This window comes from Pseudomonas sp. CHM02, assembly GCF_000612585.1.
In the GTDB taxonomy this organism is placed as follows: Bacteria; Pseudomonadota; Gammaproteobacteria; order Pseudomonadales; family Pseudomonadaceae; genus Aquipseudomonas.
The window spans coordinates 23,752-35,856 of sequence record NZ_JFCA01000066.1; the positions used below are offsets into that span (position 1 = coordinate 23,752).

11 protein-coding genes and 2 pseudogenes are annotated in these 12,105 nt (G+C 62.0%); 7 read left to right on the forward strand and 6 right to left on the reverse strand.

Translation table 11 applies throughout. The features are described from left to right. Window positions 1-150: 150 nt before the first annotated feature. Both BM70_RS0128290 and BM70_RS0128295 read right to left on the reverse strand, forming a co-directional pair. The gene (locus tag BM70_RS0128290) at window positions 151-1,503 is read right to left on the reverse strand and encodes a GntP family permease (protein ID WP_025859147.1); all 1,353 of its coding nucleotides are present in this window, start codon (window positions 1,501-1,503) and stop codon (window positions 151-153) included. Window positions 1,504-1,587: 84 nt separating this feature from the next. Beyond that, on the reverse strand, window positions 1,588-2,121 hold the full coding sequence (locus tag BM70_RS0128295) for a gluconokinase (RefSeq protein WP_025859148.1): 534 nt from the start codon (window positions 2,119-2,121) through the stop codon (window positions 1,588-1,590). A gap of 213 nt (window positions 2,122-2,334) precedes the next feature. Here BM70_RS0128295 and BM70_RS0128300 point away from each other — a divergent pair, with 213 nt between their 5' ends. The 6 genes and pseudogenes from BM70_RS0128300 to BM70_RS0128325 all read left to right on the forward strand — a co-directional run bounded on the left by BM70_RS0128300 (window position 2,335) and on the right by BM70_RS0128325 (window position 7,387). Next, window positions 2,335-3,366, forward strand: a complete 1,032-nt coding sequence (locus BM70_RS0128300; protein WP_025859149.1) for a LacI family DNA-binding transcriptional regulator — start codon at window positions 2,335-2,337, stop codon at window positions 3,364-3,366. A gap of 179 nt (window positions 3,367-3,545) precedes the next feature. Beyond that, window positions 3,546-3,785 (forward strand): annotated as a pseudogene (locus tag BM70_RS31640) (DUF6124 family protein). Window positions 3,786-3,952: 167 nt separating this feature from the next. Then, window positions 3,953-4,585, forward strand: a complete 633-nt coding sequence (locus tag BM70_RS0128310; RefSeq protein WP_025859150.1) for a glutathione S-transferase family protein — start codon at window positions 3,953-3,955, stop codon at window positions 4,583-4,585. 15 nt (window positions 4,586-4,600) lie between these two features. Continuing rightward, a complete protein-coding gene (locus BM70_RS0128315) occupies window positions 4,601-5,338 on the forward strand; it encodes an NAD(P)-dependent oxidoreductase (RefSeq protein WP_025859151.1) in 738 nt (245 codons plus the stop codon). 8 nt (window positions 5,339-5,346) lie between these two features. Beyond that, entirely contained in the window at window positions 5,347-6,756 is a 1,410-nt protein-coding gene (locus tag BM70_RS0128320) for an MFS transporter (RefSeq protein ID WP_025859152.1), read from the forward strand. A gap of 133 nt (window positions 6,757-6,889) precedes the next feature. Further along, window positions 6,890-7,387 carry a hypothetical protein gene (locus BM70_RS0128325; protein ID WP_025859153.1) on the forward strand — a complete coding sequence of 166 codons (498 nt, stop codon included), beginning with the start codon at window positions 6,890-6,892 and terminating at the stop codon, window positions 7,385-7,387. Between the two features lie 113 nt (window positions 7,388-7,500). Here the strand turns inward: BM70_RS0128325 and BM70_RS34080 are convergent, their stop codons facing one another. The 3 genes and pseudogenes from BM70_RS34080 to BM70_RS0128335 all read right to left on the reverse strand — a co-directional run bounded on the left by BM70_RS34080 (window position 7,501) and on the right by BM70_RS0128335 (window position 9,858). Then, complete coding sequence (locus tag BM70_RS34080; protein WP_371262189.1) at window positions 7,501-8,070, reverse strand: methyl-accepting chemotaxis protein; 570 nt, start codon at window positions 8,068-8,070, stop codon at window positions 7,501-7,503. Further along, window positions 8,044-8,865 (reverse strand): annotated as a pseudogene (locus BM70_RS34085) (PAS domain-containing protein); the annotation flags it as partial. The pseudogene BM70_RS34085 and the gene BM70_RS34080, both read right to left, overlap by 27 nt. Window positions 8,866-8,988: 123 nt before the next feature. Continuing rightward, window positions 8,989-9,858: a LysR family transcriptional regulator gene (locus tag BM70_RS0128335; RefSeq protein ID WP_025859155.1), complete on the reverse strand. Its 870-nt coding sequence runs from the start codon at window positions 9,856-9,858 to the stop codon at window positions 8,989-8,991. A 96-nt stretch (window positions 9,859-9,954) separates the two neighbouring features. On the opposite strand from BM70_RS0128335, the gene gstA reads away from it, so the two are divergent. Then, complete coding sequence (gene gstA / locus BM70_RS0128340; RefSeq protein ID WP_025859156.1) at window positions 9,955-10,557, forward strand: glutathione transferase GstA; 603 nt, start codon at window positions 9,955-9,957, stop codon at window positions 10,555-10,557. A gap of 64 nt (window positions 10,558-10,621) precedes the next feature. On the opposite strand, the gene BM70_RS0128345 is transcribed toward gstA, so the two are convergent. Further along, window positions 10,622-12,010, reverse strand: a complete 1,389-nt coding sequence (locus BM70_RS0128345; protein ID WP_025859157.1) for an aromatic amino acid lyase — start codon at window positions 12,008-12,010, stop codon at window positions 10,622-10,624. Between the last annotated feature and the right edge of the window lie 95 nt (window positions 12,011-12,105).

Consider the following 12,105-nt stretch of genomic DNA (forward strand, 5'->3'; position numbering starts at 1 on the left):
CACCTGTAGAAATGTGATCAAAAATGTGGGAGCTGGCTTGCCTGCGATAGCATCACCTCGGTGTATCTGCTACACCGAGGTGTCTGCATCGCAGGCAAGCCAGCTCCCACATTTGAAGTGGGTTTTCACCCCAGTTTGATGGTGTGCCTGTTAGACCACCAAAGACAACAACATGATGAAGATCAGGGCCACGACAGACAGAATGGTCTCCATCGCCGTCCAGGTCTTGAACGTCTCGGCCACGGTCATGTTGAAGTACTGCTTCACCAGCCAGAACCCCGCATCGTTGACGTGAGACAGGATCAACGAGCCCGCCCCCGTCGCCAGCACCAGCAGCTCACGGTTAACCCCCGGAATCATCCCGACCACCGGCACCACGATGCCCGCGCCAGTAATGGTCGCCACAGTGGCCGAACCGGTCGCCACACGAATCACCGCCGCCACCAGCCACGCCAGCAAAATCGGGTTGATCTGTGCGTTCACCGCCATGTGGCCGATCACGTCCCCCACGCCACTGGTCACCAGCATCTGCTTGAAGCCACCACCGGCGCCGATGATCAGGATGATCGCGGCGGTCGGCGCAAGGCTGGCGTCGAGCAGCTTGAGGATCTGCTTGGAGTGGATGCCCTGGCGATGGCCAAAGGTGTACAGCGACAGCAGCAACGCCAGCAACAGCGCAGTGATCGGGTGACCGATCATGTCCATCCAGTTGCGCACCACGTGGCCTTCGGCAAACGCGATATCAGCGAAGGTTTTCAGCAGCATCAGGAACACCGGCAGCAGCACGGTGACCAGGGTGATGCCGAAGCTCGGCAGCGCTTTGTTCTCAGGCTCGCGGGCCAGTTGATCGACCAGCTCCTGGGACGGGTTGCCCGGGATGTACTTGGCGATAAACGTACCGAAGATCGGGCCGGCAATGATGGCGGTCGGCAAGGCGACGATCAGGCCGTACAGGATGGTCTTGCCGATGTCTGCGCCAAACACGCCGATGGCGAGCAACGGGCCCGGGTGCGGTGGCACCAGGCCGTGCACCGCCGACAGGCCGGCCAGCAGTGGGATGCCGATCTTGATCAGCGACACGCCGGTGCGGCGCGCGACGATGAATACCAGCGGGATCAGCAGCACAAAGCCGATCTCGAAGAACAGCGGGATGCCCACCAGGAACGCGGCGAACATCATGGCCCACTGGACCTTCTCTTTGCCGAAGGCGCGGATCAGGGTCTGGGCGATCTGATCGGCACCGCCGGATTCGGCCATCATCTTGCCGAGCATCGTACCCAGCGCGAGGATGATGCCGACAAAGCCGAGCACCCCGCCGAAGCCGTCCTGGAACGCCTTGATGATCTTGTCCACGGGCATGCCCGAGGTCAGGCCAAGGAAGCCGGCCGCGATGATCAGTGCAATGAACGGGTGCACCTTGAACTTGGTGATCAGAACGATCAACCCGATGATGGTAACGACTGCATCGAGCAGTAGGTAGGACTCGTGGGACATGCCAAACATGGGGGGTCTCTCCTGTTTGTTGTTGTTATTAAAGCGGGTGTTGAATTTCCTGCCGGGGACAGCGCTATCTTTTCCGGCAAAAAATTAATGAGTTGGTTCAAAGCCGTGTTGCCGCCACCAGGCGTTGGTCTGCTCGGCCAGTTCCTCGACGCTGTCTTCACTGGCGTTGAGGGCCACGGTCAGCGGCTCGCCCACGGGCGATTCAAGGGTGGCGAACTGGCTGTCTATGAGGCTTGCCGGCATGAAATGGCCGGGGCGGTGGGACACGCGGTCGGCGGCCACGGCGCGGGTCAGCTCCAGGAATACGAAACCCAGGCCCGGCGCAGCTTCGCGCAGATGGTCGCGGTATTTCTTTTTAAGCGCTGAACAGGTGAGGACGGGGTGCTCGCCCGCTTTGAGCGAACGGCGCAGTTCATCGCACAGGATGTCGAGCCAGCCGGCGCGGTCGTCGTCGTTGAGGGGGTGGCCAGCGCTCATCTTTTCGATGTTGGCGGCGGGGTGAAAGCTGTCGCCTTCAATCGCGGTGGCACCGTTCAGGCGGCACAGGGCCTCGCTGACGCTGGACTTGCCACAGCCGGAAACACCCATGATGACCAGGGCGGTAACAGGTTGACTCATGAAACACCTCAGGACGCAGATAGCGCTACCTTTGCACGCTGTAAGGCTAGTGCAAAAACAGGCTTTTCCCGCGCCGTCTTGTCTTTTTTTATGGAGTGACGCGTGCATCCTCTCCAATCGTTTGAACCGGATCAGGCAACCCAACGTTCAAGAATTTGCAGCCCTTTGGAGACAGCGCTACCTTAGTGCCTCGATTTTTGTTTGGCAAGCCGCCTGATGACCTCCAAGAACGATAAAAAATTGCGCACCACGGGTCGCCCGACCCTTAACGAAGTCGCCCGCCTGGCCGGCGTCAGCCCCATCACCGCCTCTCGCGCCCTGCGTGGCATCAGCACCGTCGCCACCGAACTGGTGGAAAAAGTGCAACACGCCGCCGCCGAGCTGAACTACGTGGTCAACCCCGCCGCCCGCGCCCTGGCGTCGGCCCAGAGCCATTCGGTGGTGGTGTTGGTGCCGTCGTTGTCCAACCTGCTGTTTATCGAAACCCTTGAGGCCATCCACCAGGTGCTGCGGCCCAAAGGCTTTGAAGTGCTGATCGGCAACTCCCACTATTCGCGCGATGAAGAAGAAAACCTGCTGCGCAACTACATGGCCTATCAGCCACGGGGTTTGTTGCTGACCGGGTTTGATCGTACCGAAAGTGCCCGACGGATGGTCGAGGCCAGCAATGTGCCTTGCGTATACATGATGGACCTGGACCCCAACGCCGGGGTGAACTGTGTGGGCTTTTCGCAATTGAGCGCGGGCGAAACAGCGGCGGCGCACCTGCTGTCCCGTGGGCGCAAGCGCCTGGCGTATATCGGTGCGCAACTGGACCAACGCACGTTGCTGCGTGGCGAAGGTTTCCGCCGCGCGCTGCAACAGGCCGGCATGTATGACCCGGCGCTGGAATTGCTGACACCGCGCCCCTCCTCCGTAGGGCTCGGTGGCGAGTTGTTTTTGCAACTGCTGGCGGCTCATCCGGATGTGGATGCGATCTTCTTCGGCAACGACGACCTGGCCCAGGGCGCACTGCTGGAAGCCATGCGCCACGGCATCAAAGTGCCAGAGCGCGTGGCGGTGCTGGGCTTTAACGATTTGCCCGCATCGTCGTTCATGGTGCCGCGCCTGAGCAGCATCAGCACCCCGCGTGAGGCAATTGGCAGGCGCGCGGCGGAGCATTTGTTGGCGATCATGGCGGGCAACAAGATCGCCAAGCCGGTGGTGGATATGGGGTTTGAGTTGCAGGTGCGGGAGAGTACGTAGGACGCGTGTAGGACGCGGCTGACATTGCGGTAAGCGCCTTGCCCGGTTGCCTACGCTTACGTCAGAATCCGCCGGCTTGTGCGCCTGGGTGGGGGTCTCTAAGGTTTGCCGGTCGCTGAATGTCTCGGTGATCGGGTTTAGTAGCCCACTTTTGGACCTCCTAAACCAGGAGCACTGCTTTGATCAAACAAATCGAAAATCCGCCAAGCACGCTGTTCACCGTCATCCCCGATATCCCGATCGAAACCCTGCTGATCAATAGCTACGAAACCGTGTGTTCCGTCAGCACCCTGTTGCTCGACCTGTCCGACGACCTCACCGGCAAGCAACGCGATGTCGCGCTGGCCATTCACTAACTCAGTGAGCTGAGCGTGCTGTTGGTGGGCAAGGCGATGGACCAGCACACGCCACGCTGTTAAGGCCCTACTCGGTCAAAATGTGGGAGCAACTGTCTTGATGACCATAACTTGGCCATCGATTTCAAAGACAGCCAAACTCCCACAGCTTTTACTGTGCCCACTTGGAAATATCGCCGTAGCCTCCTGCCCCTGCTAGATTGGCTGCTCTCCACCGCCAGGGAAGCACCATGGGACACTCACTGAAAATCTTGGGCCGCACGTCCTCCATCAACGTGCGCAAAGTGCTCTGGACTTGCCAGGAACTGGGCATCGACTACCAGCGCGAGGACTGGGGCATCGGTTTCAAGCCCACCCATTCCGCCGAATTCCTGGCCCTGAACCCCAACGCCCAGGTCCCCGTATTGATCGATGACCATGGCGTGCTGTGGGAATCCAACACCATCTGTCGTTACCTCGTGAACCTCTATCAGCGTCACGACCTGCTGCCCGCCGAGCCGGCACCGCGCGCCCGGGTCGAGCAATGGATCGACTGGCAAGCCGTCGAACTCAACCGCGCCTGGGGCGACGCCTTCACCGCCCTGGTGCGCAACAACCCGGACGGCCTGGACGCAACGCAGATTGCCGCCGCCGTGCAGGTGTGGAACGACAAGATGGGCATCCTCGAACAACAGCTGACAAAGACAAGCGCCTACGTGGCCGGCGACGAATTCACCCTCGCCGATATCCTCATCGGTCTCTCGGTGCACCGCTGGCAGATGACGCCCATGGAGCGGCCGCCCTACCCCGCCATTGCGGCGTACTATCAACGCCTCGGCCAGCACGCCGGCTTCAAGACCTTCGCCCTCGACGGTCACAACTGACAGCAAGGACTACACGTGAAAGGACTCAACGTACTGCTCACCGGCGCCTGCGGCAGAATCGGCAAGACGTTTTTCGAAGCCTCGAAAGACCGCTACCGCTTCACCCTCACCGACCGCGTCGCGCCGGACTTCGACCTGGGCGAGCATTGCTTCGTGCACGCCGACCTCAGCGACAAATCCAGCCTCGCCAACCTGCTCGAAGGCATCGACGTGATCGTGCACCTGTCGGGCATCCCCCATGCCAGTGCCTCGTTCGATGAACTACTGCCCAACAACATTCTCGCCACCACCTACCTGTTCGAAGCCGCTGTGACTGCGCGGGTCAAGCGCCTGGTGTTCGCCAGCAGTGCACAAACCATCGAGGGCTACCCGGTGGACCGTCAGATAACACCGGGCATGCCGGTGATGCCCGCCAACCTGTATGGCGTGAGCAAATGCTACGGCGAGGCGCTGTGCGGCTACTACGCGGCGAAAACCCCGCTGTCGACGATTGCCCTGCGCATCGGCGCCTTCGAATTCCCCGAAACCCACGACCTCAACAACGCCCGCGACCTCAGCGCGTGGCTCAGCCCGCGTGATGCAGTGCAGTTGCTGCAACGCTCGGTAGAGGCCGAGGGCGTCAAGCACCTGATCGCCCACGGTATTTCCAATAACCGCTTCAAGCGCCTGGACTTGAGCGAGACCACACGGGTGCTGGGTTACCATCCCCAGGATGACGCGTTTCAAACATTCGAGATTCCGATCACTTATTGAGTTTCCCCATGCCCGCACTCTCTAGTACCGACGGCATCGACCCGATCCGTGCCGCCCACATCAGCGCACGCATCGACCGCCTGCCAGCTGTCGCCACTGTGTGGCGCCTGGTGGCGCTGCTGTCGATCGGCGGTTTTTTCGAGCTGTATGACCTGTTCCAGACTGCCTACATCAGCCCCGGCCTGATCAGCGACGGGATTTTCCACACCGGCAGCGAAGGCATATTCGGCTTCTCGGACCAGGCCGCCTTTGCCTCCGCCACCTTCCTCGGCCTGTTTCTCGGCGCCAGCCTGCTCAGCCCCATCGCCGACCGCTTCGGGCGCCGGGCAATCTTCACTTTTGCGTTGATCTGGTACACCGTCGCCACCGTGTTGATGGGCATCCAGACCTCTGCACTGGGCATCATCTGCATGCGCTTTCTCGTGGGCATTGGGCTGGGCATCGAGCTGGTAACCATCGACGCCTACCTCTCGGAACTGGTGCCCAAGCGCATGCGCAGTTCGGCGTTCGCCTTTGCGTTCTTTATCCAGTTCCTGTCGGTGCCGGCGGTGGCATTGATGTCGTGGTGGCTGGTGCCCCAGGCGCCGTTCGGCGTATCGGGCTGGCGCTGGGTGGTGCTGAGCAGTGCGGTGTTTGCGCTGTTTATCTGGCAACTGCGCAAGCGCCTGCCGGAATCCCCGCGCTGGCTCGCGCAAAAAGGCCGCTTTGACGAAGCCGGCACGATCATGGACAGCCTGGAAGCGCGCTGCCAGACCGATCACGGCAAGCCGCTGGATGAGCCCGAACCCGAAGCCGTCAGCGTTCAAGGCAGCGGCCGCTTTGCCGATATCTGGCAACCGCCGTACCGCCGTCGCGCGTTGATGCTGATTGTGTTCCATGTGTTCCAGGCCATCGGCTTCTTCGGCTTCGGCAACTGGCTGCCCGCACTGCTTTCAGGCCAGGGCGTCAGCGTGACCCACAGCTTGCTCTACGCCTTCATCATCACCCTCGCCTATCCGCTGGGGCCGCTGTTGTTCGTAAAGGTGGCCAATCGCTTTGAAAACAAATGGCAGATCGTCGGCTCAGCCCTGGGCGCGATGATCTTCGGCAGCCTGTTTGCCCTGCAGACCACCGCCGTGGGCCTGGTGATTTGCGGCGTGATGATCACCTTCTGCAACGCCTGGCTGAGCTTCAGTTATCACTCGTACCAGAGCGAGCTGTTCCCCACCAACATCCGCGCGCGGGCGGTGGGCTTCTGCTACTCGTTCAGCCGTTTGTCCACGGTGTTCAGCAGTTTGTTGATCGGTTTTATCCTCGAACACCTGGGCACGCCGGGCGTATTGGCGTTCATCGCCAGCAGCATGTTGATCGTGATGATTACCATCAGTTGGTTCGGGCCGCGTACGCGTAACCTGGCGCTGGAAAACATCGCCCATTGACGGCAATGGTTGGCCGTCGGCGGGACAATATTTGCCGCGTCGGCCACGCCAACCCCAGTTAAAACGGGCACATACGACCCGGCATGTTATTTGCTCAAGCTCTGGCACCGTACATTTCCCCAGGTGACCGATCATGCTGGTTAACAACAACACCCAAGCGGTGTCGACCGTTCAACAGATCAAACGGCCCGACATGGACCCCGCCAACGCCGCCGCCAGCGCGCTGTACAGCGGTGCCCTGCAGGCCGCGCAGCAAAGCGTGACCGTGCCGGCCGCGCAGAAGGAACTGGACAAGGCCGCCGACCGCATCGACGAAGCCTTCGCCAAGACCCGTGTGCAGTTGCAGACCACCGCGTCGACCAGCGATGTGCCGGCGACCAGCGCCACCTCCGGCGCCCGCTCGGAGTTCGCCGACTACATGAGCAAGTCCCCGGCCGAGCGCATCCGTGAGCAATTGCTCAAGGAGCAGGGTTTGACCGAAGCGGACGTGCAGAACATGTCCCAGGAAAAACAGGATGCCATCTCCAAGCAAGTGGCCGAGCGCTTGAAGCAGCAACAAGAGCAGCAAGTAGCGGCGAAAACCGCAGACCCGCAGGCGCAGACAGTAAAAGAAACCCTGGCCGCGATCTGACAGGCCCCCTGATCAACTGTAGGAGCCGGCTTGCCGGCGATGCAGGCGCCTCGGTAGTTCTGACGTACCGAGGTGATGCTATCGCCGGCAAGCCGGCTCCCACAGGGTTGGGGTTATTGCAGTTGCAGCGTCGAGTTGAACTGCCCGATCGCATCCACCACGTGCCGTGACCCTTCCTGAATTTCCAGGATCACCTGCCCCGCTTCATTCGCCAGTTCCACCCCCAGCCCCGTGCGGCTCAAGCTCGACTGCATGCTCGACACCGCGCTCACCGACAAGTCGTGGTTCTTGCGCACCACATCGACAATTTCCACCGTTGCCTGGCTGGTCCGTGCCGCAAGGCTGCGCACTTCGTCAGCCACCACCGCAAAACCGCGCCCATGTTCACCGGCTCGCGCCGCTTCGATGGCGGCATTGAGCGCGAGCATATTGGTCTGTTCGGCAATGCTGCGGATGGTCTGCACGATGGCGCCGATGATGTCCGACTGCTTGCTCACCGCGTCGATGCTCTCGGCCGCCTGATTCAGGTCGTGGGAGATTTCTTCGATGATCTGCACGGTTTGCTGCACCACTTCCGAGCCCTTGCGGGCGCAGGCGTCGTTTTGTACCGAGGTGGCGTGGGCCGAGTCAGCGGCGGTGCGCAGGGTGGTGACCTGCTCGGTGATGTCGCTGGCGAACTTCACCACTTTGTACAGGCGGCCATTGGTGTCGAAGATCGGGTTGTAGGAGGCTTCCAGGAACAGCGTCTTGCCGTATTTGTTTTTGCGCTCGAAGCGGTGCGAGTGGTACTCACCGCGGTTGAGGGACGCCCAGAACGCCTTGTAGGTCGGCGAATCCACTTCGCTGCGGTGGCAGAACATGCTGTGGTGCTGACCAACGATCTCATCCAGGGAGTACTGCACGGTTTTCAGGAAGTTGTCGTTGGCATTGAGGATCTGGCCTTGGGGCGTGAATTGAATCACCGCCATGGAACGGCCAATGGCGTCGATCAGGCTCTGGTTTTCATGCTCGTGGTGGACCCGTGCGGTGATGTCCGACGCGACTTTGATCACGCTCTGCACGTGATTGTCTTTGTCCAGCACCGGCATGTAGCTGGCTTCGAGCCAGACCTCCTGCCCATGCTTGTTCAAGCGCATGAACGTGCCACTGAGGGCCTCGCCCCGCGCCAGGTCGCGCCACAACTTGGCGTAGGCGTCGGTATGGGTGTAGGCCTCGTCGCAGAAAAGGCGGTGATGCTTGCCGCGAATCTCCTCGGCGCTGTAGCCCATGGTTTTGCAGAAGTTCTCGTTGGCGTCGAGGATCACGCCACTGGGGTCGAACTCGATCATGGCCATGGAGCGGCTGATAGCAGCCAGTTTGGCGTTGGATTCGGTGAGTGCGCAGGCGAAACGTTCGATTTCTTGCAGGTCGGATTTGTGATGGCGGTTGAACATGGTCAGATCACCCTTGATTTCCGGCGCCTGGGAGGCGCATTCCATTCATTTTTTTGGATATTGCTGGCACACCTTCATGGGGAAATAACCATCCGAATCGCTTTATATGCCAAGCGTCATCAACGGTTCCTGATCAGCATAGACAGGGCTTGGCGCTATGCAAGGCCACTAATCCGCCAGCATTTTTAACAATGCGCTGGTGGCGGCTGTCGGTGCATGGGCGGGCGAACCGACCAAGGCAAACTCGCGGTGCAGCGGCACCGTCAACGGCATCACGCGCAGGCCACTGCGCTGCGCTGGCAAGGCCATCTCCGGCACCAGCGTGACGCCGACGCCTTCGCGCACCAGGCTGAAGGCGCTGTTCCATTCACGCACTTCCACGCGGATATCGCGCAATGCCAGGCCCGCCGCTGCGCCCAGGCTGCGGGCATTGGCGGTGCACCCTCCGGTGGCGAGCACGAAGGGTTGTTCGAGCAGTTCCTCAAGCGACACGCTGGCATCCGCCGGGCGTTGTGCCAACGCATGGCCCGTCGGCAGCACGGCCATCCAGAAGTCACGCCCCAACACCGTGGCATTGCGTTCGGGCTTGGGGTTGAGCACCACGCCCAGGTCGATCAGGCCAGCTTCAAGCAGGGTCAGCACTTCGTTGTCGGTCACATCCAGGGTGGTGACGTCTATGCCGGGATACAACTGCCGGAAACGCTGCAACAACGGCGTCAGAAAGGTCGCCAGCACCATGGGGAAACTGGCGATGCGAATCGTCCCACGCAGCATAGGGCGGGCTTCGTCCACGGTGCTGCGAATCGCCTGCAAGGCCCCGAGCATCACCCGCGCCTGCTCGATCACACTCAGCCCCAGGGCGGTGGGCAAGGTCTTGCGCGGTTCACGGGTAAACAGTTGCGCACCCAGCGTCGCTTCCATGCCGGCCATGGCCTGGCTGGCGGCAGACTGGGTCATACCCACGCGCTCGGCGGCGGCGGTGATACTGCCGTGATCGGCCACGGCGACCAGCAAGCGCCAGTGCATCAGGTTCATCATGGCAGTAGCTGTCCTTATGGCAGGGGTCTGAACGTTTAATTTTACGCAAGGTGCCATGCCCGCGAGACTGGCGCAAATTCAACGGAGCTGCCCCAGATGAAACTGTACTACTTCCCCCATGCCTGTTCCCTCGCCCCCCATATCGTACTGCGCGAATTGGCGCTGCCGTTCGACCTGGTACTGGTCGACAACCAGGCCAAGACCACCGCCGATGGCGAGGACTTCCTGAAGGTCAACCCCAAGGGCTACGTCGCCGCGCTGAAACTGGACAACGGCCAGGTGCTGACCGAAGCCAGCGCGATCCTGCAATACCTGGCCGACCTGAAACCCGCCGCCGGCCTGGCCCCGGCCAATGGCAGCTGGGAGCGCGTGCGTTTGCAGGAATGGCTGAACTTTATCGCCACCGAAGTTCACGGCGGGTTGGCGGTGTTCTTCAACGGCGCCGTCCAGGGCGAGGTGAAAGCCTCCTTCCTGGCCACGCTGTTCAAGCGTTTCACGGTGCTGGTGCAAACCCTGGAGCGTCAGGACTACCTGTTGGGCTCGCAGTACTCGGTGGCGGATGCGTACCTGTTCGTGGTGCTGCGCTGGGCGACATTTCACGATATCAATCTGGGCAAATGGCCGGCGCTGGCGGCGTTTCAACAGCGGGTGGGCGAACGGCCTGCGGTGATTGCCGCCCTGGCCGCCGAGACGCCATAAGCCCACCTGAGCTGGCTTGCCGGCGATGGCGCCCTCAAGGGCCTCATCGCCGGCAAGCCGGCTCCTACAAGGGGAAAGGGGTGGATGCGAGGAGGGTGGCGAGCGCCAGTACGTCCACCGAACCGGAGCGATCCTGATCCAGATGCGCCACCTGGCTGCGCACCGCTTCATGGATCCGTCGAACGCCCTGCCCCAAGCGCAACTCGCCGCGCAGATCCACGGCCTGCGCGGCAACGATCAGCTCGATGCTGGCCAGCCACAACACCCGCTCGGTCAACCGGCGGGTTTTGTCGACCACGGCCAAGGCCTGACCTGCGTAGTCTTCAACGCGATCCGCCACCGGCACGCTCACCGCTGGCAAGGGGTTGGCCAGATGGCCGATTTCCGCCACCAATGCCGAACTGGTGCGCTGCAACGCCGCCATGCCGACATGACCGGGCCGTGTGATCAGGAATCGCGGCAAATCGCTGGAGGCCGGCGACAGCAACTTGGCAATGCGTTCGGCGCTGCACGCAGCCACTCGACTCAACGCCAGGCCCAGTCCCTCAGCGGCCAGCGCCAAGTGCGTGCTGTCGAAGTTCGCCGTGGCCAGCACCAGCGCCGCTTCACTGATCAACGCCGGGTTATCGGCACCGCTGCGCAGTTCCAATTCAACCATTTCATGCAGGTAGTGCAGCGCCTGCTGCGCCGCGCCCTGGACCACCGTGGCACAGCGAAAGCTCAAGGGGTCTTGCAGGCGACGCGGGCTGTCCGCCAGCTCGCCCCCCGCCAGCAACTGCAGCAACGCCGCCGACTGCTCGGTTTGCCCCGCTGCCGGCCGCAGGCGTGAGGCCCACGGCTGGAACGGACTGAGGTTGGCCCGGTAGCCTTCGCACGACAAGGCCAACGCCGCCAGCAAAGCCTCCAGTGCTCGCTGCGCCTCAGCCACCAGCAACGCGCCCAGCCCGACACTGGCGGCATTCGCAGAGACCAGCGCCAAGCCATCTTTGCCGGTCAGCTGCACCGACAGCGCCAGGCTCAGGTGTGCCAGCGGCGCCAGGTCGCTCTCGCCCAGCGAGCCAAGCAGCGGCACATCGGGCTCCGCGCCCGAATTGAGCAACGCCAGCAATGCATCCGCCGCACCCGGTGAAATACCCGAACGCCCCTGGACCAGACCGGCCAGACGTGCCGCCGTGATGGCGCGCAACTCCTGGCGATTGGCCAAACGCCCAACCCCGACCGCACGCCCCAACGGAATGCTCGCCTGCACGGGCGCCACCGCAGTATCCACCGCGGCGCCAAGGCCGGTGTTCACGCCATAAATCGGTGTACCTTCAGCCGCCAGTTTCACCAGCAACCGGTGGCCGTCATCGATACGCTGGCGTGCCTGCGCGGTGAAATCCGCCGGAATGTCCTGGCGGGCAATCGCGAGCAAATCGTCGAGTGCCAAGCCTTGGGGATCAAGGTGAATCATGCCCAGCGCAGCCGCTGGCCAAGCCCCAGGTGCCTGGCCTTTTCCAGCAGTGCATGGCCCAGCGCGATATCGCTGAGGCTCAAGCCACGGTGCCA